The organism is Mesorhizobium sp. WSM3224 (assembly GCF_000427725.1).
Classification (GTDB): domain Bacteria; phylum Pseudomonadota; class Alphaproteobacteria; order Rhizobiales; family Rhizobiaceae; genus Mesorhizobium.
The window spans coordinates 60,033-81,477 of the sequence record NZ_ATYO01000027.1 but is presented as its reverse complement, the minus strand read 5'-3'; the positions used below and the strand labels follow the sequence as shown (position 1 = coordinate 81,477).

Here is a 21,445-nt window from a genome sequence, read left to right as displayed (position 1 = left end):
CGATCCGGATCAGTAGATCTTGGAGAACTTCTCGATGTTGGTCTTGTCGAACTGGAAGGGCGGAGCCATCGCAGCCGAGTTGGTGTCGTCGAGCGTCACCTTGCCGACGCGGCCGATCGACAGCGTGGCGCCGGGCTTGGCTTCGTCCTTCTTCACCGCCAGGTCATGGGCGAGGTAGATCGCCGAGTAGCCGAGGTCGATCGGGTTCCACAACGCGACCGCCTGGCTGGCGCCGTTGTCGATGAACTTCTTGAACTCCGACGGCAGCGCCAGGCCGGTGACATTGACCTTGCCGATCAGGTTCGCATCGGTGACGACCTGCGCGGCGGCGACGACGCCCACCGTGGTCGGCGCGATGATCGCCTTGAGGTTCGGATAGGACTTCAGCAGGCCCTTGGCTTCGTCGGTGCTCTTGGCCGAATCGTCATCGCCATAGACGGTGGCGACCAGCTTGATCTTCGGGAACTTCTCCGGCAGCACCTTCTTGGCCGCTTCGATCCAGGCGTTCTGGTTGGTCGCGGTCGAGGAGGCCGACAGGATCGCGACCTCGCCGCCTTCCGGCAGGTAGTCGGCGGCGAGCTTGATGATCGTCTCGCCGATCAGGCCGGTGTCGGACGGGTTGAGGTGGAGCTGGCGGCCTTCCTTGGCGACGCCGGAATCCCACGAAATGACGGTGATGCCGCGATCCATCGCCTTCTTCAGCACCGGCACCAGCGCGTCGGCGTCGTTGGCCGAAACGGCGATGGCGTTGACCTTCTGCGCGATCAGCGAGTTGATCACCTCGATCTGCGCCTCGGCGGTCGCCTTGGTCGGGCCGGTGTAGATGACGTCGACGTCGCCCAGTTCCTTGGCGGCTTCCTCAGCGCCCTTGTTGGCGGCGTCGAAGAAGCCATTGCCGAGCGACTTCACGACCAGCGCGATCTTGACGTTCTCGGCATAGGCGGCATTCACGAACATGGCGGCGGAAAAGGCCGCCGTAACCAGCAGTTTCTTCAAAAAGCTCATCGAATATCCTCCCTTGAGCGTTGCATTCCATCGCCGCTGCGGGCGCGAGTTTTCCCTCAGGCCTGCAGTGAAGATTCTTCCTTGTCGCTTGACTGTTTGCGGGCGACGATCAGTGCTACGCCCGCTGTTTCCAGCATCTTGGCCTCGCGGTCCTCGATACCGTCGTCTGTGATCACGGTTGCGATGCGCGACAGCCCGCACAGGATCAGGCTGGAACGCATGCGGAATTTCGAGGAGTCGACCAGCACCACCAGTTCGTCGGCCTGGTCGATCAGCTTCTGCTCCGCCTGGATCAGCAGCGGATCGCCCTCCATCAGTCCGAGCGGCCCCAACCCCTGCGCGCCCATGAACATGCGCCGCGCATAGAAGTTGCGCGTCACGTCATTGTCGAAGGGCGACAGGATGATGTTCTGCTCGCGGTAGATCGTGCCGCCCGACAGCATCACCGTGTTCTTCGAGTGCTTGAGCAGGTGCTCGGCGATCGGGAAGGAGTTGGTGAAGATCGGCATGCGGCGGCCGGTCAGGAAATGCACCATCTGGAAGGTCGTGGTGCCGCCATTGATGATGATCGGTTCGCCGTCCGTGCACAGGTTCACCGCTTCGCGGGCGATCGCCCGCTTCTGCGCGGCGTTGAGCGTTTCGTTGACGGAGAACGGCCGGCCGGCAAGGCCGATGAACTGCGGCGGCGAGATCGCCTCGGCGCCGCCGCGCACGCGCCGCAGGCGCTTCTGGACATGCAGCGCCGCGATGTCGCGCCGGATCGTCGCTTCGGAAGAATCCGTCAGCTCGACCATCTCCTGCACCGTCACCACAGGCTTTTCCTGGACGGCGGACAGAATGATCCTGTGGCGCTCTTTTTCGTGCATGGTTCCTCCCTGCCCGAGCATCTGGCCTTAGAAAACGCGCAGTGTCAATCATTTCCGATCATATATTTTCATTGTGCAGTGCAATATGATCGATGTTGATCGTTTCTGATTGACAAGCGGAGCGCTTGCGTAGACATTCCCCGGCGAGAAATGAGGGGTGCGGCGTTCGCGCTCCAAGGGAGGATACCTATGCTCGACAAGCGCTCCGGCTCGCGCCTCGCCAATCTGTGGGACGACGCAAAAGCCGAAGGGATGAGCGGTCCCGAGCTCCTGGTCTATCGCTCGAACACGCTGGGTTCCGACAAGCGCGTTACCAACTATGGCGGCGGCAACACCTCGTCAAAGGTCTGGCAGAAAGACCCGCTGACCGGCGAGGACGTCGAGATTCTGTGGGTGAAAGGCTCGGGCGGCGACAGCGCCTCGATCAAGCTGGACGGTTTCGCTACCCTTTACATGGACAAGCTGCGCGCCCTGAAGGGGCTCTATCGCGGCGTCGAGCACGAAGACGAGATGGTGGGCTATCTGCCCCACTGCACCTTCAACCTCAATCCGCGAGCGGCCTCTATCGACACGCCGCTGCATGCCTACGTGCCGAAGGCTTGCGTCGACCACATGCATCCCGACGCCATCATCGCCATTGCCGCGGCGAAGGACTCCAAGGCGATCACCAAGGAGGTCTTCGGCGATGCCATCGGCTGGCTGCCCTGGAAGCGGCCGGGCTTCGAGCTCGGCCTGTGGCTGGAGAAATTCTGCCTCGATAATCCCGAGGCCAAGGGCGTGGTTCTGGAAAGCCATGGCTTGTTCACCTGGGGCGACACGCCGAAGGAGTGCTACGAGACGACGATCTCTGTGATCAACCAGGCGATCGACTGGTTCGAGCGCAAGTCGCAAGGCAAGGCGATCTTCGGCGGCGAGGTGGTGAAGTCGCTCGACGCCCCGGCGCGCCGCGCCGTCGCCGCGAAGCTGATGCCGAGGATCCGCGGCTTGATCTCGCAGAAGAGCCACAAGCTCGGCCATTTCGACGACCAGCCGGCGGTGCTGGAGTTCGTCAATTCGAAAGACCTGCGGCCTCTGGCGGCGCTTGGCACGTCATGCCCGGATCATTTCCTGCGCACCAAGATCCGGCCGCTGGTCATCGAGTTCGATCCGGCAAATCCGGATGTCGACGCCGTCATTACGCGGCTCGCCGATGACATCGCCGCCTATCGTGTCGGCTACCAGGCTTACTACGACAGCTGCAGGCACCCGGACTCGCCGGCCATCCGCGACCCCAATGCCGTGGTCTATCTGATGCCCGGCGTCGGCATGTTCACCTTCGCCGGCGACAAGGCGACGGCGCGCATCTCCGGCGAATTCTACGTCAACGCCATCAACGTCATGCGCGGCGCCTCGACCGTCTCGTCCTATGTCGGCCTGCCCGCGCAAGAGGCCTTCGACATCGAATACTGGCAGCTCGAGGAAGCCAAGCTCCAGCGCCTGCCGAAGCCGAAGGCGCTGGCCGGCCAGATCGCGCTGGTCACCGGCGGCGCCGGCGGCATCGGCCGCGCCACCGCCGACCGGCTGCTGCGCGAAGGCGCCTGCGTGGTGCTCGCCGATATCGACGAGGCGGCGCTTGCCGCCGCCAACGAAGAGCTATCTAAAGCCTTCGGAAAAGACTTCGTCCGTCCGGTGCGGATCGATGTGACGTCAGAAGACCAGGTGACTGCCGGTTTCACCGAAACGTCGGTCGAATTCGGCGGCATCGACATCCTGGTCTCCAATGCCGGCCTGGCGTCCTCCGCGCCGATCGAGGAGACGACACTGGCGCTGTGGAACAAGAACATGGACATCCTGTCCACCGGCTATTTCCTGGTTTCCCGCGAGGCCTTCCGGCTGTTCCGCGCCCAGAAGATCGGCGGCAACATCGTCTTCGTCGCCTCCAAGAACGGGCTCGCCGCTTCGCCGAATGCGTCCGCTTACTGCACGGCCAAGGCCGCCGAGATCCATCTTGCCCGTTGCCTCGCGCTGGAGGGCGCGGAAGCGCAGATCAGGGTCAATGTCGTCAATCCGGACGCGGTGCTGCGCGGCTCCAAGATCTGGACCGGCGAGTGGAAGGAACAGCGCGCCGCCGCCTACAAGATGTCGACCGACGATCTCGAGGAGCACTATCGTTCGCGCTCGATGCTGAAGCGCTCGGTCTTCCCGGAAGACATCGCCGAAGCGATCTACTTCTTCGCCTCCGACATGTCGGCCAAGTCGACCGGCAACATCGTCAATGTCGACGCCGGCAACGCGCAAAGTTTTACGCGCTAACTGGAGCGCTTTCCTTCTCCCCGTTCACGGGGAGAAGGCGCCGGCAGCCGGATGAGGGGCAGCGCCGGCCGAATGTAGTCTTGGGAGGAACAGCACTTGTCCGAAACCATCATCTCCGCCGACGTCGTCGCCGGCCATAACGCCAAGCGCAAGGCAGACCTCGAGCGCGACTACGCCTCGCTTGGCGAGCGCCTCGACCGCCGCGGCATCGCTATCGACGCGATCCTGGGCAAAGTGGAAAAATTCGGCGTGGCGATCCCGTCCTGGGGCGTCGGCACCGGCGGCACGCGCTTTGCCCGCTTCCCCGGCGCCGGCGAGCCGCGCGATATCTTCGACAAGATCGAGGATTGCGCCGTCATCAGCCAGCTGACGCAGGCGACGCCGACCGTCTCGCTGCACATACCGTGGGATAAAGCCGATCCGAACCGGCTGAAGCAGGCGGCCTCGCGCTTCGGCCTCGGCTTCGACGCCATGAACTCCAACACGTTCTCCGATGCCAAGGACCAGGAACGTTCCTACAAGTTCGGCTCGTTGTCACATGCCGATGCCGGCACGCGCCGGCAGGCGGTCGAGCACAATCTCGAATGCATCGAGATCGGCAAGACGCTCGGTTCCAAGGCGCTGACGGTGTGGATCGGCGACGGCTCGAATTTCCCCGGCCAGGTCAATTTCGCAAAAGCCTTCGAGCGCTATCTCGACGCCATGCGCGAAATCTATGCCGGCCTGCCGGACGACTGGCGGCTGTTCACCGAGCACAAGATGTACGAGCCGGCCTTCTATTCGACGGTCGTGCAGGACTGGGGCACCAACTACATCATCGCGAAAGAACTCGGCGACAAGGCCTTCTGTCTGGTCGACCTCGGTCACCATGCGCCCAACGTCAACATCGAGATGATCGTGTCGCGGCTGATCCAGTTCGGCAAGCTCGGCGGCTTCCACTTCAACGATTCCAAATATGGCGACGACGACCTCGATGCTGGGTCGATCGATCCCTACCGGCTGTTCCTCGTCTTCAACGAGCTGGTCGATGCCGAGCTGTCCGGTGCCAAGGGCTTCAATCCCGCCCATATGCTCGACCAGAGCCACAACGTCACCGATCCGATCGAGAGCCTGATGCTGTCGGCGGTCGAGGTGCAGCGCGCCTATGCGCAGGCGTTGTTGGTCGACCGCAAGGCGCTGGAAGGTTTCCAGGAAGCCAACGACGCGCTGATGGCGACGCAGACGCTGAAAACGGCCTACCGCACCGATGTCGAGCCGATCCTCGCCATGGCGCGGCTGAGGACAGGCGGCGCCATCGATCCGGTCGCCGCCTATCGGGCAGCGGGCTATCGCGCCAAGGCCGCGGCGGAGCGTCCGGCGGTCGCCGGAGGCGGCGGCGGCATCGTCTGAGGTTAGCTGATCTCCCTCCTTGTAGGGGAGCTTGGCAACTCCAACCTCACCGCGCGGCGCGGAAATGCTTGGAGAGCTTCAGACCCTGCGCCTGGTAGTTCGAGCCGAGATCGGTACCGTAAAGCGCCTGCGGGCGCTTCAGCATGTGCTCGTAGACGAGGCGGCCGACGATCTGGCCGTGGTCGAGGATGAACGGCACTTCGTGGCTGCGTACTTCGAGCACGGCGCGGCTGCCGCTGCCGCCGGCGGCGGAGTGGCCGAAACCCGGATCGAAGAAGCCGGCATAGTGGACGCGAAACTCACCGACCAGCGGATCGAACGGCGTCATCTCTGCGGCGTAGAGCGGCGGCACGTGCACTGCCTCGCGGCTGACCAGTATGTAGAATTCGTCCGGATCGAGGACGAGTTCGCCGGCGCCGCTCTTGTAGATCGGCTCCCAGAAATCGACGACGTCCTGCGCGGCGCGCTTGTCGACGTCGACGAGGCCGGTGTGATGCTTGCCGCGGTAGCCGACAAGGCCGTCCTTGTCGCCGTCGAGGTCGATGGACAAGGCGATGCCGCCGCCGGAAATGTTGGGCGGCTCGGTGGCGACCAGCATCTCGGCGCGGTGGAGATCACGCAGCTCGCTTTCCGAAAGCACCGCATTGCCCGTACGGAAACGTATCTGCGACAGGCGTGAGCCGGCGCGCACCACGATCGGGAAAGTGCGCGGGCTGACCTCGAGATAGAGCGGTCCGTGATAGCCGGCGGCGATCTTGTCGAACTCGTGGCCGCGATCGGTCATGACGCGCGTGAATATGTCGAGGCGCCCGGTCGAGCTCTTCGGATTGGCCGAGGCGGATACGTTCGAGGGCAGCGCCAGGCTTTCGAGCAGCGGCACGATGTAGACGCAGCCCGTTTCCAGCACCGCGCTCTCGGTAAGATTGATCTCGTGCAGCTTCAGCCGCTCGAGCTTGTCGGCGACCAGATGATCCGGTCCGGGCAGGAAGGAGGCGCGCACGCGAAACGCCGTGTCGCCGAGCCTCAGATCGAGGCTGGCCGGCTGGATCTGGTCGGCATCCAGAGCGCGCGGCGACCTCAGCGCCTTCGCCTCGAACAGCGCCGCGATATCCTGATCCGGAAGAATGCCTGTCTGCCGCAAAGGCTGGCTCCGTTAAGGCCGGTCTCTTTGTGGCGGGTTCTTGCTGCAAAACCGCTGGACACTTTTGCCGAACCTGCCTGGTACAAACCTCTTAATGAAGCCGGCAATTGACGCAAGCGCGGCGCGGGTCTAAAGGGTCGTTATCCCGTGGTGATTTGGCCGGTCGGCTTGCAGCCACGTTAAACAAGTCGCTAAAGGACCGTCGGGCCGCAAGGCCGTATGGACCGGTTGCGACTTTCGCGGCCGGTTTTTTTGTGTCTGGAAGCAGGGCTATGAGCACCAAGAAGCGCAACTGGAAACCTCAGACGGCACTCGTGCATGGCGGAACACTGCGTTCCCAATTCGGCGAGACCTCCGAGGCAATGTACCTCACCCAGGGCTACGTCTACGAGACGGCGCAAGCCGCCGAGGCCCGCTTCAAGGGCGAGGAGCCCGGCTTCATCTATTCGCGCTACGCCAACCCGACGGTCGACATGTTCGAAAAGCGCATGTGCGCGCTCGAAGGCGCCGAGGATGCTCGCGCCACTGCATCCGGAATGGCGGCGGTGACCGCGGCACTGCTTTGTAGTGCCAAGGCCGGCGACCATATCGTGGCGGCGCGCGCCCTGTTCGGCTCCTGCCGCTGGGTGGTCGAGACGCTGGCGCCGCGCTACGGCATTCAGGCGACGCTGGTCGACGGCACCGACATTTCCAATTGGGAAAAGGCGGTCAGGCCGAACACCAAGCTGTTCTTCCTGGAAAGCCCGACCAACCCCACGCTGGAAGTTGTCGACATCGCCGCGGTCGCCGCTTTGGCCAACTCCATCGGCGCGCGCCTGATCGTCGACAACGTCTTTGCCACGCCGCTGCAGCAGAAGCCCTTGCAGCTCGGCGCCCATATCGTCGTCTACTCGGCGACCAAGCATATTGACGGCCAGGGCCGCTGCCTCGGCGGCGTCGTCCTGTCCGACAAGAAGTGGATCGATGAGAACCTGCACGACTATTTCCGCCATACCGGCCCGAGCCTGTCGCCTTTCAATGCCTGGACGCTGCTGAAAGGCCTGGAGACGCTGCCGCTGCGCGTGCGCCAGCAGACCGAGAGCGCCGGCAAGATCGCGGATTTCCTGGCCGAACGGCCGGAGATCGCCCGCGTCATCTATCCCGGACGCGCCGACCACCCGCAGGCCGATGTGGTCAGGAAGCAGATGTCGGGCGGCTCGACGCTGATCTGCCTCGACGTCAAGGGCGGCAAGCAGGCGGCCTTCGCCTTGCAGAACGCGCTCGGCATCGTGCTGATCTCCAACAATCTCGGCGACGCCAAGAGCCTGATTACCCATCCGGCGACGACGACGCACAAGAACCTGAGCGACGAGGCCCGTGCCGAGCTCGGCATCGGGCCTGGCACGCTCAGGCTTTCGGTGGGGCTGGAGGACACCGACGACCTGCTGGAGGACATCGAACAGGCGCTGAAGGCGGCGAAATAGGGGGCGGCAAGCCGAGCAAGAGAACGCGCGAGCCGGCTCAGGCGCCCTCTTCCAGTTCGGTCATCGCCTTGGTGCGGATGGTCATGGCATTGCCGCGCCATTCGACGGCGCCGCCGAACCAGGCGCGCGCCCAGATGACGGGGAGCAAAGCGTCGCGCACGATCATCGCTGTGATGCTGCGCGGCGACAGATACCAGCCCTTGGACCAGGCGAGCAGGCATTCCGGCAGGTAGGCGATCACCATGACGCAAAGCGCCGTTATCGGCAGGCTGAAGCCGGCGCTTGCCGCGGCGATCAGCGCCAGCAACAGGGGCATCGCCACGCCCGTCAGCATCTCGGGCGCGAAGAACAACGGGAAGGTGACCCGCCGCAGCCGTGCCCAGCGCGTCTGGCGCGACCATATCTCGGCGAGCGAACGCTGGCCGAGCGGCTGCTCGAAGGGCGAGGCGACCAGATTGACCTTGAGGTCGAGCCCGTTGACCAGCTTGGTGGCGGCCGCGTCCTCGGCGATCTCGGCGGCTAAAGCGTGGATGCCGCCATTGGCGTCCAGCATCGGCTTGTTCCACAGCATGCTCTTGCCCTGGGCAAAGCCGAGGCCAAGCGCCTCGCCGGCATACTGCCAGCGCGCCTGCAAGGTGTTGAGGAAGGCGCATTCGACTTCGGCCGAGAAACCGTCCGGCCGCGAGCCTATCGGCGTCGAGCAGACAAGCCCGGTGTCGGGCCGCCACGCCACCATCAGATGCTGCACGTAATCTTTCGGCATCAGCACGTTGGAATCGGCGAGGACCACCCAATCGTGCCGCGCCGCCTGCCAGCCCTTGACGCAATTGTTGAGCTTGGGGTTGGCGCTGATGCGATCCTCGCCGATCAGAAGCCGCGCCGAAACCGTCGCGTGGCGAGCGATCGCCGCATCGATGAGCCTGACCACCGGGTCTTCGGCGTGGGCAACACAGAAGATCAGCTCATAGTGCGGCCAGTCGAGCGAAAAGGCTCTCCGCAAGGTCTCTTGCGTGAACGGCTCGACGCCGCGCGACGGCACGACGATCGAGACCGGCGGCTGCGCGCCGTCGGGCGGCGCGATTGCGCGCCGCCGTTTCAGCCGCGACGCGGCGAGCACGATGCTGGTGAGATTGGAGAGGAGAAGGGCTGACGAGGCGAGCGCGGCTGCGATAGTCAGTTCCATCGAGATCTGGTCACTCCCGATAGGACGTTTCACCGTTTCAGGGAAACGGCGAACCGCTCTATCTCTTTGTTTTCACGCAATTCCGGCCGGAAAACCGCTCACACTTTTCCTGGAATTGCTCTAGGCCGCATGCGGCCGTTTCATCAGTCGACAGAGCGCCCGAGTCGCCCGGCACGGTTCGTGCACACCAACATTGTCGTGTGTCACTTAAATGACATTGTTTTTCGGCACTTGCGCTTAAAGCTGGCGGGATGGCCGGCGCTTCGCCTACTTTAAGAGTGAGCGTGACGAATGTCCCGCGGCGGCAACCGGAGTAGTCCATGTATCGCGCCGTGACGCGCAACATCGAAGTGCTGGTCAGGCCCTTCTATCTGGAGGACCGCTCCGATCCGTCCGAGAACCGCTATGTCTGGGGCTATCAGATAACGATCGACAACCGTTCCGACGAATTCGTGCAGCTTGTGTCGCGCTACTGGCATATCACCGACGGTCGAGGCCGTGTCGAGGAGGTGCGCGGCGCCGGCGTCGTCGGCGACCAGCCGGAACTCAACCCCGGCGACAGCTATCAATACACCTCAGGTTGCCCGCTCTCGACACCGTCGGGCATCATGGTCGGCCATTACACGATGCGCAACGGCCGCGGCGAGACGTTCGATATCGCCATTCCCGCCTTCTCGCTCGACATGCCGGGGACAAGGCGGACCGTGAATTAGACGTCGGCGACAGCCTCTTTCTCCCCGTTTACGGGGAGAAAGAGGCAGGGCAATGAGGGGCAGCGCCAAGCTTCTGAGATTTTCCTTGAGGCAGACGACAGCGTTGGGGTGCCGGCGCAACCTCTACATGCGTTCGCGCCGCCCCCTCATCCGCCCTTCGGCACCTTCTCCCCGTGAACGGGGAGAAGGAAGAAGAAGCCTTACTTCGCCGCGAATTCCGCGGGATCGAAGGCGTACTGCGTCGAGCAGAACTCACAGGCGACATGAATGCCGCCGTCCTCGGTCGAGTCCTTGATCTCCTCAGCCGAAAAGCCTTCGAGGATGCCGCGGATCTTGTCGCGCGAGCAGGAACACTGGTCGGCGACCGGCACGCCGCGGAAAACCCGCACGCCGTGCTCGTGGAACAGCCGGTAAAGCAGCCGCTCGGCGCCGACCGTCGGGTCGATCAGCTCGGTCGGCTCGATCGTGCCGAGCAGCGCCAGCAATTCCTGCCAGGAATTGTCGGAGGGGTGCTCCGTCACCTCGCGATGGTCGCCGTCGCCGCCTGAAATATCGGGAATGCGCATGCGCTCCGGCGCCTGCGGCAGGAACTGCGCCAGGATGCCGCCGGCGCGCCACTGCTCGCGGGCACCGGCCGGGCCGGGCGTGACCAGCTTGGCGACCGACATCTTGATGTCGGTCGGGATTTGCTCCGACTGCCGGAAATAGGTGCGCGCGGCATCCTCCAGCGAGTTGCCGTCGAGCTGGACGATGCCCTGATAGCGCTGCGTATGCGCGCCCTGGTCGATGGTTAAAGCCAGCACGCCGTTGCCGAGCAGCGTCTGCTGCGAAGTCTCGCCGGCGGCGATCAGCGCCTGCAGCCGGTCGGCATCGAAGCGCGCATAGGCGCGCAGCGCATGCGGTGTGGTGAAATCAGCCACCAGCATGTCGACCGGGCCGTCGGTGCGGGTCTGCAGGATGAACTTGCCTTCGAATTTCAGCGAGGTGCCGAGCAGGACGGTGAGCACGCAGGCTTCCGCCAGGAGGCGGGCGACCGGCTCCGGATAATTGTGGCGGTTCAAGATAGCGTCGAGCATCGGCCCGAGCTGCACGGTGCGGCCGCGCACATCGAGCGGCGCGACCTCGTAAGGCACGACATGATCGTCGCCGGCGAAGCCGAATTCGCCGAGTTGGGGTTTATGTTCAGCCAAGGTCTGGGTTTCCAACATGACAATACTCCGGGGCGCAACCGTGCAACCCGATGAGCCGCATGCGTCGAAGCGCGTTCAATTTACGTGATGGCCCGCAAATAGGCATCACATATCCCCGGATCAAGTCGACATTTCCCCTGCCTGTCGCGTCGAATCAAGCGCCCAGGCACCAGGCCAGCACCGCCTTCTGGGCATGCAGCCGGTTTTCGGCCTCGTCGAAGACCACCGAATGCGGCCCGTCGATCACCTCGTCGGTGACTTCTTCGCCGCGATGCGCCGGCAGGCAGTGCATGAACAATGCATCGGGCTTGGCCTTGGCCATGAGCGCGGCATTGACCTGATAGGGCAGGAAGACGTTGTGGCCGCGGGCGCGGTGCTCCTGGCCCATCGAGACCCAACTGTCGGTGACGACGCAATCGGCCTGGTCGACAGCGTCTTCGGCGGACCTGGAAAAGCGAACCTTGCCGCCGTTGGCCTTCGACCAGTCGACATATTTCACGAAAGGCTCGCTGCCTTCCGGCACCGCGACATTGAGGTTGAAACGGAACCGCGCCGAGGCTTCCAGCAGCGAATGCAGCACATTGTTGCCATCGCCGGTCCAGGCGAAGGTCTTGCCCGCCACCGGACCGCGATGCTCCTCAAAGGTCATGATGTCGGCCATGAGCTGGCAGGGATGCGTGTCGTCGGTCAGCCCGTTGATGACCGGAACGGTGGCGTTCTCGGTGAGTTCCAGCAGCCGGTCATGCGATGTGGTGCGGATCATGATGGCGTCGACATAACGCGACAGCACTTTAGCCGTGTCGGCGATGGTTTCCGAGCGGCCGAGCTGCATCTCGGTGCCAGTCAGCATGATGGTCTCGCCGCCGAGCTGGCGCATGCCGACGTCGAAGGACACGCGCGTGCGTGTCGACGGCTTGTCGAAGATCATCGCCAGCACCTTGCCATCGAGCGGCTTTGAACGCTCACCGGCCTTGAGCCTGGTCTTTCGCGCCACCGCATCGTCGAGCATGACGCGCAGGTCGCCTGCGGAAACGGCGGATAGATCGGTGAAGTGGCGAACACTCATCGGCAGGGGTTCCAGAATTATTTCGCGGCTTCGGCCGCTATCGCGTCGGTCAGGCCCTTGGCGCCGCCGCGGATGCGCTCCAGCGCCTCGCCGATCTCCTCGTCGCTGACAGTGAGCGGCGGCAGGAGACGGATGACGTTGTCGCCCGCCGGCACGGCAAGCAGGTGCTGGTCGCGCAGCGCCATGTTTACCTTGGTGTTGGGCATGGCGCATTTCAGGCCGAGCATCAGGCCGGTTCCCCTGATGCCTTCGATGACATCGGGAAATTCGTCGGCAACCCCGGCCAGACCCTGCTTCAAAAGGAGCGCCTTGCGCTGCACGTCCTCGAGGAAGCCGTCGGCGAGCACCACGTCGAGCACGGCGTTGCCGACCGCCATAGCCAGCGGATTGCCGCCAAAGGTGGTGCCGTGCACCCCGGCCGTCATGCCGGTCGCCGCATCGTCGGTGGCAAGGCAGGCACCCATCGGAAAGCCGCCGCCAATGCCCTTGGCGATCGCCATCAGATCGGGCGTGACGCCTGTCCATTCATGCGCGAACAGCTTGCCGGTGCGGCCGATGCCGCACTGGACCTCGTCGAAGATCAAAAGCAAGCCGTGCTTGTCGCAGAGCTGGCGCAGCCGCTTCAGCGAGTGCGTCGGCACCGGACGTATGCCGCCCTCGCCCTGCACCGGCTCGATCAGGATCGCCGCGGTCTCCGGCGTGATCGCCTTTTCGGCGGCGTCGATGTCGTCAAAAGCCACCTGGTCGAAGCCCTCGACCTTCGGGCCGAAGCCTTCGAGATATTTATACTGGCCGCCGGCGGCGATCGTCGCCAGCGTGCGGCCGTGGAAGGCGCCCTCGAATGTGATGATGCGGAAGCGCTCGGGATGGTCCTTGACGAACTGATAGCGACGCGCCGTCTTGATCGCGCATTCCAGCGCCTCGGCGCCCGAATTGGTGAAGAATACCTTGTCGGCAAAGGTGGCGTCGGCCAGCCGCTCGCCCAGCCGGCGCTGTTCAGGGATCTCATAGAGATTGGAGACGTGCCAAAGCTTGGCGGCCTGCTCGGTGAGCGCCGCGACCAGATGCGGATGGCTGTGGCCCAGCGAATTCACCGCGATGCCGCCCGCGAAGTCGAGATATCGCTCGCCCTTGTCGGTGACCAGCCAGGTCCCCTCCCCGCGGTCGAAAGCCAGGGGAGCGCGAGCAAAGGTCTCGTAAAGCGCCGAACCGCTCATTATATGCGTCTCCGGAACCGGAAATCAAAAAAGCCGCCAATGCGGCGGCCTTTGCGGCTTATGATGTTTTTCGGCCATGAAGTCAACGAAAACGTCACGCAGAAGCGCGTGGCAAGCCCCTGACGCCACGCCGGGTCATGAATAGACTCGGCAAGTTGGGGAAAACCTAAAAAACCGAATCGTGTTGCCCTGGGGACTCTTGTCACCGAGTCAGCGCATAAGGTATTTGTAGTCGAGAAATAACTAGATTTCGTGCGGCGGACCTAGATCACCCGGTATATGTGGTGTTGTTTGCCCGGCGAGAGCCGGGTCGGGAACGGATTCTGACTACCGCACGGCTCACAGGAGCGCGGCCCCATGAACTGGACTGACGAGCGGGTAGAACTTCTCAGGAAACTGTGGTCGGAGGGTCTGAGCGCGAGCCAGATCGCCGCGCAGCTTGGCGGAGTGAGCCGCAACGCCGTCATCGGCAAGGTGCATCGCCTGAAATTGTCGGGCCGCGGCCGCGCGACGGCCGCGCCGGCACGGCAGAAAAAGACGGTGCAGGGCGCCTCGATGCAGAAATCGGTATCCCGCGCCGCAAGCGCTTCTCGCCATGTGACGTCCTCCGTCGGTGCTACGGCGCTGCAGATACAGTTCGACGCCGAACCGGTGGCGCGGCACTACATCCGCCCGGTCGAGAACGTCGTCGTGCCGATCTCGCGCAGACTGCAGCTCGTCGAACTGACCGAGCGCACATGCAAATGGCCGAACGGCGATCCGCTGTCGGAAGATTTCAACTTCTGCGGCAACGACGCCGGCGAAACGGGACCGTACTGCAAATACCACTCCCGCGTGGCGTTCCAGCCGGCGGGGGATCGGCGCAGGAGCCGCTAAGGAGTGAGTAGTGAGTAGGAAAATGGGCGCACAGAGCGCTGTTTCACTACTCACTAATTTCCACCGACTCTCTTACAGCCACCCGTTCTTCTTGAACCGCCAGTACAGGAACGTGCAGATCAGCGCGATCGCCACCAGCACGGCGGGATAGCCATATTCCATCTTCAGTTCCGGCATGTCGGAGAAGTTCATGCCGTAGATGCCGGCGAAGGCCGTGGGCACCGCCAGAATGGCGGCCCATGAGGCGAGCTTCTTGGAGATCGCGGTTTCCTGGCTCTGCCCGACAAGAAGGCTGGCTTCGAAAGCGAAGGCCAGAACCTCGCGTAGACTGTCGATCTTTTCCTGTACCGTGCGGATGTGGTCGGTCACGTCGCGAAACAGCGGATGCATGGCGGCATGGATCTGCGGCAGATCGGCGCTGGTCAGCCGACGGCAGACCTCTACCAGCGGCAAGGCCGCATTGCGCAGCCGCAACAGATCCCGGCGCAACATGTAAAGCCGCTCGATATCGGAACCGGTCATCGGCTTTAGAAGCACCTTGTCCTCGATCGCCTCGACCTCGTCCTCGATCTGCTCCAGCACCGGCATGTAGTTGTCGACGATGAAATCGAGGATGGCGTAAAGAACAAAGTCCTCGCCTTTGGCGAGCGAATGCGGGCAGCTTTCCCAATGCTGGCGCACGGCGGCGTAGGAGGTCGACGGGCCGTGCCGGACGCTGACAATGTAGCCGGTGCCGACGAACAGATGCGTTTCGCCGAAAGTGACGCGGCCGTCGATCAATTGCGCAGTGCGGGCGACGATGAACAGGGCGTCGCCATATTGCTCGATCTTCGGGCGCGCATGCGGATGCTCGGCATCCTCGATCGCCAGGTCATGCAGGTGGAATTGCGCCTGCACCCTGAGCAGAAGGTTGCGATCGGGCTCGAGCAGGCCGATCCAGACGACATGGCCGGGTCTTGCCGCCCATTCGCCGGCCTGTTCGACCTCGATGTCGGCGACGCGCTTGCCTCCCGAATAGACGCTGGACGCTATGATGCCCGACACTGGCTGTGGGGCCGGGGTCAGGTTTCGAACTTGTTCCATCGCAAACCTCCCGAGACTGCGACTGACAAATCGCCGTGCCTGGAAGAGCTTAGCCTAAATCAGAAAACCGTTCGAGTGGCCTGAATTCACTTAGCCGATACGATGCCCGGGAGAACGACCTTGTCGGTCTTGTCGCCCTTCGGCCGGTCAGCGGGCATCTGGTCGCCGGTGACGATGTAGTAGATAGTCTCGGCGATGTTGGTCGCATGGTCGCCGATGCGCTCGATGTTCTTGGCGCAGAACAGAAGATGCGTGCAAGGCGTAATGTTGCGCGGATCTTCCATCATGTAGGTCAAAAGCTCGCGGAACAGCGAGGTGTACATGGCGTCGATCTGGTCGTCCCGGTCGCGCACGAAGCCGATCCTCTCGACCGAGCGCGAGGCATAGACGTCAAGCACTTCCTTGAGCTGCGTCAGCGCCAGGTCGGCAAGGGCCTCCAGACCGCGGAAAAGGCTGTTCGGCTGGCGGCCGCCGACAGAGGCCACGCGCTTGGCGACGTTCTTGCCGAGGTCGCCGACACGCTCGATATCGGCCGAGATGCGGATGGCGCCGACGATCTCGCGAAGATCCGTCGCCATCGGCTGGCGCCTGGCGATGATGATGATGGCCTTGTCGTCGATCTCGCGCTGTCCCTCGTCGAGGACGAGATCGTCCTGGATGACCTTCTGGGCGAGGCCATGGTCGGCGTTCACCAGGGCCGCGACCGCCTGCTCGACCATGCGCTCGGCATGGCCACCCATCACCGCGATGCGCTTCGTCAGGAATTTCAGCTCTTCATCATAGGCACTGACGATATGGACGGACTGCATGGACATGCCTTCCCGGTTTGTGCCGGCTGGTGCGTTCCCTCGATCTGTCGCTGATACGCGAACCGCGTGACAGAAAGAAGAAAATCCCGGTTGGCAACCGGTACACGATCAGCGAGCCGGCAAATGAACCGTGAACGCCGCGCCCTTACCGACTTCCGACTTGATCGACAATCTTGCGTTATGACGGGTCAATATATGCTTGACGATCGAAAGGCCAAGCCCGGTGCCTTTCTGGGTGCGGCTGTTTTCGACGTCGACGCGGTAGAAGCGTTCGGTGATGCGCGGGATATGTTCCTCGGCGATGCCCGGGCCGTAGTCCCTGATCGTGACGTCGAAGCCCGGCTGCTGAGCGTCCTCTGCGCCGGCAATCGATACGGTGACGTGCCCGCCCGACTGACCGTATTTGCAGGCGTTCTCCAGGAGGTTCTCGAAGACCTGGAACAGTTCGTCGCGGTCGCCGGGAACGACAAGCCGCCCATTGGCGAACTCCCGTTCGATGACGACGCCGTTCTCTCTGGCCAGCGGCCCGAGCGAATCGATGACGCTGTCGATCGTCTGGCGAAGATCGACCTCCGTGCCCGGACTCAGATAGGGTTTCATCTCCAGTCGCGACAGCGACAGCAGGTCGTCGATCAGGCGGGCCATGCGGCCGGTCTGGTTCTGCATGATCTGCAGGAACTGGTCGCGGGCCGCCGGGTCATTGCGCGCCGGCCCGCGCAGCGTCTCGATAAAGCCGGCGATCGAGGCGAGCGGCGTACGCAGCTCGTGGCTGGCATTGGCAATGAAGTCGGCCCGCATGCGATCGATGCGGCGCGTCTCGCTCTGATCCTTGAACACCAGCACATAGAGGCCGGTGGCATGGCCGACCGTGGACGCGCTGACCCGGTATGTCCGCTCCACCGGCAGCTTCTCGGTGTAGTCGACCGCATCGGCGGCGACCCGCCCCGACAGGATGCTGTCGAGCAGCGACTGCATTTCCGGCGCGCGGAACTTCAACGCCAAAGACATGCCCGGCGCCAGCCCGCCGAAGGCGGCGAAGGCGGCGGCGTTGGCGTGAACCATAGTGGCGGAATGGTCGAAGATGATCAGCGGATCGGCGACAGCGGCCGCCAGATACTCGCCGGAAAGCCTTTGCAGCCCGCTGGCCTCGATCGCGGCAGCCGTATCGGCTGACCGGCGCTCGGCATCGGCAGGCAGCATTGCCGCGATCGCCAATGCGGCCAGGGCCAGCAGCGGCACATAGGCGGAGGCGCCGGCGAAATAATAGACGGCAACGACCGCGACAACGCCAGCGGCAAGTAGCCAGCGATTGCGCCAAAGCCGCGCCGCCAGGGCCTGCCCCTTGCTTTCTTGCCCCGCGCCCGTCTCTGCCATAGGCCCGCGCTACCCCGCATCCCGTCGACCAGTCAGCGACCGGCTGGACTGGCCTGGCGCATGAGGCCCTGAAAATCAGGATCGATTTTCGCGAAGGTTCATGCGCAAAATCAAAATGCTACGGCGTCTTTGCGCCCGGATGGGCGCGCTACGCTGCACAGGCTCCATAGCATGAGTCCGCAAACTGGAAAGGTTCGTCTGGATGAAAAAAGCCAAGGAAACGGCTGAAGCATTGCCGGCCACGGCACCGATCAAGATCAGGATCGGCGGCAAGGAGCGTGAGTTCGACATCGACAATCCGGTGCTTCCGGACTGGATCGAAGACAACAAGCTGACCGCCGGCGGCTATCCGTACGACAAGAAGATGAAAAGCGAGGACTACGAAAAGGAGCTCGAGCGGCTGCAGATCGAACTGGTCAAGGCGCAGGCCTGGCTGCAGGCGAGCGGCAAGCGGGTGATGGCGCTGTTCGAGGGGCGTGACGCGGCCGGCAAGGGCGGCACGATCTTCGTGCTGCGGCAGTACATGAACCCGCGCACGGCGCGCAACGTGGCGCTGACCAAGCCGACGCCGACCGAGACAGGGCAGTGGTATTACCAGCGCTATGTAGATCATTTCCCAACCTCGGGCGAGTTCGTCACCTTCGACCGCTCCTGGTACAACCGCGCCGGTGTCGAGCCGGTCATGGGTTTCTGCACGCCGGAACAGCACGAGAAATTCCTCGACGAGACGCCGCATTTCGAGCGCATGATCTGCAACGAGGGGATTCACTTCTTCAAATTCTGGCTGAACATCGGCCGCGAGACGCAGCTCGAACGGTTCCATGACCGCCGTTGGTCGCCGCTGAAGAACTGGAAGTTCTCGCCGATCGATATCGCCGGCGTCGGCAAATGGGACGACTACACCAAGGCACGCGACCACATGATCGAGCGCACGCACAAGGAGTTCTCGCCCTGGATCGTCGTGCGCGCCAACGACAAGCGTCGCGCCCGGCTTGCGGTGATCCAGCGTATCCTTCTGTCGCTGCCCTATGACGGCCGCGATCTAGATGCCGTCGGCAAGGCCGACAAGAAGATCATCGGCGAAGGGCCGGAGTTCCTGAAGGACTAGAGCGCGGATTGCAGCGCCGCGCGTTTCGGCCCGCGCGGCGCTGAGATTGTCATGCCGGCCGGTCAGGCGGCCAGGCGAGCGATCCGCTGCAGCCGCTTCAGCGTGGCGTCATCCTGAAGCGCCTGCTGGAACAGGGTGATCTCGTGGTCGATGCGGTCGCATAACACGTCCGTATCGCCCTTGAGCAGGCTCCGCGTCTGCAGCAGCGCGGCGACCGGCTTCTTGGCGAGCTGTTTCGCTCTCGCCAAGGTAGCCTCCTCCGCGCTGCCTTCCGTCACGATTTCGCCCACCAGTCCGAGTGCCCTGGCGTCCTCGACCCCGAGCGTGTCGCCCAGGCAGAAGAAGCGGAAGGCGCCGGCATAGCCGAGCTTCTGGGGCGCCAGGATGCTGGTCGCCGCGTCCGGCACCAGGCCGAAGTCGACAAACGGCACCCTGAAGGTGCTGCCCTTCGAAGCGATCACCATGTCGCAGTGGAACAGGATGGTGCAGCCGACGCCGACGGCGTCGCCGTCGACACAGGCGAGCACCGGCTTGGGGAAGGTCGCCAGCATTCGGAACATGTCGGTGACGGCGGCGATCAGTTCCCGGTGCTTGGTGGCGTCGAGGAACTCCGAGAAGTCGCCACCAAGGCAGAAACATCCGGCGAGGCCACGCAGCATGACGACGCGGACGTCGTCATTGACGGCGGCTTCGTGGAAGGTCCTGGCAAGGCTCGCATAGGCGTGCCTGTCGAGCACCGGCCGGCCGTCATGCGAGGACACCGTGACGACCAGCGTATGGCCGCGCAGTTCAGGTTCGGGATGGAAACTCATGACCGCCTCCATCACGAAGCCTGCTTCAGGCCGAGCAGACCGGGATAGCCCCGGTTCAGCACCGGCAGGAAGTGGTTGCGGCGGGCCCGCACGGTATCGAGCGTATGCTCGGTGAAGGTGAGCAGCGTCGCCACGACCTGCTGGTTGCCGTAGGTGCGCTGGTAGCCAAGCGGCTGTGCCAGGAAGTGCAGTTGCAGCGCCCGCAACACCCACATCGGCTCGAACTCGATGATGACCTGGTTGACGTTGCGCTTCAGGCCCCATTCGACGAAGCCAGCGATCAGTTCGGTGCCGACAGTCGAGACGCCCCGCTTGCCGTCGCGAAAACCCGGCGCCACCGCGTAGCGGGTCAGCTCCCAGACATTCGGCCCCGAGGGGGACTGCCCCTCGCAGAGATCCGACAACACGTCCGTCAGAAGGTGCGGCCGTGTCGTCGGCAGCATGCGCTGGTAGCCGGCAAGCTCGCCATTGCGGATGACGAGGTGGTGTTCTGCCTCGTCATGGTCGAACTGGTCGATCTCGAGCTGGTCCGGCCGATCGAGATCGGTCCATCCCATCTCCTCGACGAAGATCTTATGACGCAGGCGATGAACCGCTTCCCAAAGGTCGGGGCGTTCCATCAATTCCTGAGTGGTAAGGGAAAAAAGCATTAGCCGTCTCCTGGGCTTAAGAGGAAGATACGGCCGGGCTTTCCCGAAAACATTACGCGATCGCGTAGGCAAGAATTTCTAGGTCGGCACCGGCCGACCGAGCTAATATAGCCGCGCATAATCGCCTCCGCGACTACCTGTACGCAGTTGGCAACGCCCCGTTGCTTTTGGCGTTAAGAAAGCATTAGCCGTCTTGAGGCTTAAGAGGAAGATACGTCGGATTTTCTGAAAATTTTATGCAATCGCGTGGGCAAAGAATTCTAGGCCGCACGCCGACCTAGCTAATATAGCCGCGCCGAATCGCCTCCGCGACTGCCTGCACCCTGTTGGCGGCGCCGAGTTTGCTCTTGGCGTTAAGAAGGTGTTTCTCGGAAGTATGTTCCGAGATGCCGAGGATCTGAGAGATCTCCCATTCGGACTTGCCGACGGCCGCCCATCGCAGGCATTCCCGCTCACGCGCCGTCAATTCTATGTGATCGATGATGTTGTCGGCCTTGGTGTGCAGCTGCATGGCGCGGCCGATCGCGTAGGTCGACGCCAGCGAGACCATTCCGAATTCGGCATCCGACAGTTCGACGGACTCGCCGCCCAGCGAGACCATGACGATCTGGCCGTCGAGCGTGACCAGCGGAAACGCCAGGCCGTCGCGCAGCTTGAACTCGCGCGCGTCGCCCATGACTTCGTCGCTGCTCTTGTCGATCACGGCGTTCTTGGAAGCATCCCGCCATTGGAACGGTGCCTGAAGTTGCTTCATGTGGCTGACAACCGGATCGTGGTCGACATAGTTGCGCGCCACGTAACGCTCGAGCCAATCACCGGGCCAATCGCAAAGCAGAACGTGCTGCTTCTGCCGGCCGCGTGGCGTGCCCGGCTGCGGCACGGTTCCCGCCATCAGGGCCGTCAGCCCGAAGTTCGAAGTGACGCCCAGCAGCCTCTCGCAAACCGCTGCCGCGGTGCCAGCGTCCTGCAACTGGTCTATGTATTCCAGAGTTCTGTCGAACAGGCCCATGGCAACATCTACCCCATGTTGCTTCTGCTTTTTCGTTACCGACGGTAGATGCCCGAACCGCTCTTCGTCATCAACCCCCGGATCGCAATCTCCTCTGCAAAGCCGGTAGCTTCCCCCTCTTCCGGCGCGCGAGGTCACATGCAAACGCGCTAAACCATACGCCTAATTTGGCCGCTTGAAATCAAAAACCGTTGTGCCT

19 protein-coding genes and 1 riboswitch are annotated in these 21,445 nt (G+C 63.3%); of the genes, 6 read left to right on the top strand and 13 right to left on the bottom strand.

Annotated features, from left to right (window positions below):
- Window positions 1–9: 9 nt before the first annotated feature.
- Both rhaS and YU3_RS0127990 read right to left on the bottom strand, forming a co-directional pair.
- Window positions 10–1,005 (bottom strand): rhamnose ABC transporter substrate-binding protein, encoded by a 996-nt coding sequence (rhaS, locus tag YU3_RS0127995; protein ID WP_027169328.1) that lies wholly within the window; start codon window positions 1,003–1,005, stop codon window positions 10–12.
- 56 nt (window positions 1,006–1,061) lie between these two features.
- Window positions 1,062–1,871 carry a DeoR/GlpR family DNA-binding transcription regulator gene (locus YU3_RS0127990; protein WP_027169327.1) on the bottom strand — a complete coding sequence of 270 codons (810 nt, stop codon included), beginning with the start codon at window positions 1,869–1,871 and terminating at the stop codon, window positions 1,062–1,064.
- Between the two features lie 189 nt (window positions 1,872–2,060).
- Between YU3_RS0127990 and YU3_RS0127985 the strand changes: the two genes are divergently transcribed.
- Together YU3_RS0127985 and rhaI are read left to right on the top strand one after the other, a co-directional pair.
- Window positions 2,061–4,163 (top strand): bifunctional rhamnulose-1-phosphate aldolase/short-chain dehydrogenase, encoded by a 2,103-nt coding sequence (locus tag YU3_RS0127985; protein ID WP_027169326.1) that lies wholly within the window; start codon window positions 2,061–2,063, stop codon window positions 4,161–4,163.
- A gap of 96 nt (window positions 4,164–4,259) precedes the next feature.
- On the top strand, window positions 4,260–5,552 hold the full coding sequence (gene rhaI, locus YU3_RS0127980) for an L-rhamnose catabolism isomerase (RefSeq protein ID WP_027169325.1): 1,293 nt from the start codon (window positions 4,260–4,262) through the stop codon (window positions 5,550–5,552).
- A gap of 46 nt (window positions 5,553–5,598) precedes the next feature.
- Here rhaI and YU3_RS0127975 read toward each other — a convergent pair whose 3' ends face one another.
- Window positions 5,599–6,693 carry a 2'-deoxycytidine 5'-triphosphate deaminase gene (locus YU3_RS0127975; protein WP_027169324.1) on the bottom strand — a complete coding sequence of 365 codons (1,095 nt, stop codon included), beginning with the start codon at window positions 6,691–6,693 and terminating at the stop codon, window positions 5,599–5,601.
- Window positions 6,694–6,830: 137 nt separating this feature from the next.
- Window positions 6,831–6,908, top strand: a riboswitch (SAM riboswitch).
- A 57-nt stretch (window positions 6,909–6,965) separates the two neighbouring features.
- On the opposite strand from YU3_RS0127975, the gene YU3_RS0127970 reads away from it, so the two are divergent.
- Window positions 6,966–8,156 (top strand): O-succinylhomoserine sulfhydrylase, encoded by a 1,191-nt coding sequence (locus YU3_RS0127970; protein WP_027169323.1) that lies wholly within the window; start codon window positions 6,966–6,968, stop codon window positions 8,154–8,156.
- A gap of 37 nt (window positions 8,157–8,193) precedes the next feature.
- Here YU3_RS0127970 and YU3_RS0127965 read toward each other — a convergent pair whose 3' ends face one another.
- Window positions 8,194–9,339 carry a ceramide glucosyltransferase gene (locus tag YU3_RS0127965; RefSeq protein WP_027169322.1) on the bottom strand — a complete coding sequence of 382 codons (1,146 nt, stop codon included), beginning with the start codon at window positions 9,337–9,339 and terminating at the stop codon, window positions 8,194–8,196.
- Window positions 9,340–9,659: 320 nt separating this feature from the next.
- Between YU3_RS0127965 and apaG the strand changes: the two genes are divergently transcribed.
- The gene (apaG, locus tag YU3_RS0127960; RefSeq protein WP_027169321.1) at window positions 9,660–10,052 is read left to right on the top strand and encodes a Co2+/Mg2+ efflux protein ApaG; all 393 of its coding nucleotides are present in this window, start codon (window positions 9,660–9,662) and stop codon (window positions 10,050–10,052) included.
- Window positions 10,053–10,252: 200 nt separating this feature from the next.
- Here the strand turns inward: apaG and YU3_RS0127955 are convergent, their stop codons facing one another.
- The 3 genes from YU3_RS0127955 to YU3_RS0127945 all read right to left on the bottom strand — a co-directional run bounded on the left by YU3_RS0127955 (window position 10,253) and on the right by YU3_RS0127945 (window position 13,525).
- Window positions 10,253–11,260, bottom strand: a complete 1,008-nt coding sequence (locus YU3_RS0127955) for an Hsp33 family molecular chaperone (protein ID WP_027169320.1) — start codon at window positions 11,258–11,260, stop codon at window positions 10,253–10,255.
- Window positions 11,261–11,396: 136 nt separating this feature from the next.
- Window positions 11,397–12,308 carry an ornithine carbamoyltransferase gene (argF, locus tag YU3_RS0127950; RefSeq protein ID WP_027169319.1) on the bottom strand — a complete coding sequence of 304 codons (912 nt, stop codon included), beginning with the start codon at window positions 12,306–12,308 and terminating at the stop codon, window positions 11,397–11,399.
- 17 nt (window positions 12,309–12,325) lie between these two features.
- The gene (locus YU3_RS0127945; RefSeq protein ID WP_027169318.1) at window positions 12,326–13,525 is read right to left on the bottom strand and encodes an aspartate aminotransferase family protein; all 1,200 of its coding nucleotides are present in this window, start codon (window positions 13,523–13,525) and stop codon (window positions 12,326–12,328) included.
- Between the two features lie 357 nt (window positions 13,526–13,882).
- Between YU3_RS0127945 and YU3_RS0127935 the strand changes: the two genes are divergently transcribed.
- Window positions 13,883–14,401 (top strand): GcrA family cell cycle regulator, encoded by a 519-nt coding sequence (locus YU3_RS0127935; protein WP_027169317.1) that lies wholly within the window; start codon window positions 13,883–13,885, stop codon window positions 14,399–14,401.
- Window positions 14,402–14,473: 72 nt separating this feature from the next.
- Here the strand turns inward: YU3_RS0127935 and YU3_RS0127930 are convergent, their stop codons facing one another.
- From YU3_RS0127930 to YU3_RS0127920, 3 genes are all read right to left on the bottom strand, one after another.
- Window positions 14,474–15,484: a magnesium and cobalt transport protein CorA gene (locus YU3_RS0127930; protein WP_027169316.1), complete on the bottom strand. Its 1,011-nt coding sequence runs from the start codon at window positions 15,482–15,484 to the stop codon at window positions 14,474–14,476.
- Window positions 15,485–15,570: 86 nt separating this feature from the next.
- On the bottom strand, window positions 15,571–16,293 hold the full coding sequence (gene phoU / locus YU3_RS0127925) for a phosphate signaling complex protein PhoU (protein ID WP_027169315.1): 723 nt from the start codon (window positions 16,291–16,293) through the stop codon (window positions 15,571–15,573).
- A 108-nt stretch (window positions 16,294–16,401) separates the two neighbouring features.
- Window positions 16,402–17,667 (bottom strand): ATP-binding protein, encoded by a 1,266-nt coding sequence (locus YU3_RS0127920; RefSeq protein ID WP_027169314.1) that lies wholly within the window; start codon window positions 17,665–17,667, stop codon window positions 16,402–16,404.
- A gap of 202 nt (window positions 17,668–17,869) precedes the next feature.
- Here YU3_RS0127920 and ppk2 point away from each other — a divergent pair, with 202 nt between their 5' ends.
- Window positions 17,870–18,775, top strand: coding sequence for a polyphosphate kinase 2 (ppk2, locus tag YU3_RS0127915; RefSeq protein ID WP_027169313.1), 906 nt, complete (start codon window positions 17,870–17,872; stop codon window positions 18,773–18,775).
- Window positions 18,776–18,837: 62 nt separating this feature from the next.
- Here ppk2 and YU3_RS0127910 read toward each other — a convergent pair whose 3' ends face one another.
- The 3 genes from YU3_RS0127910 to YU3_RS0127900 all read right to left on the bottom strand — a co-directional run bounded on the left by YU3_RS0127910 (window position 18,838) and on the right by YU3_RS0127900 (window position 21,246).
- A complete protein-coding gene (locus YU3_RS0127910) occupies window positions 18,838–19,587 on the bottom strand; it encodes an enoyl-CoA hydratase-related protein (RefSeq protein WP_156913619.1) in 750 nt (249 codons plus the stop codon).
- An 11-nt stretch (window positions 19,588–19,598) separates the two neighbouring features.
- Window positions 19,599–20,237, bottom strand: coding sequence for an acyl-homoserine-lactone synthase (locus YU3_RS0127905; RefSeq protein WP_027169311.1), 639 nt, complete (start codon window positions 20,235–20,237; stop codon window positions 19,599–19,601).
- 277 nt (window positions 20,238–20,514) lie between these two features.
- Window positions 20,515–21,246: a LuxR family transcriptional regulator gene (locus tag YU3_RS0127900; protein ID WP_027169310.1), complete on the bottom strand. Its 732-nt coding sequence runs from the start codon at window positions 21,244–21,246 to the stop codon at window positions 20,515–20,517.
- Window positions 21,247–21,445: the final 199 nt, after the last annotated feature.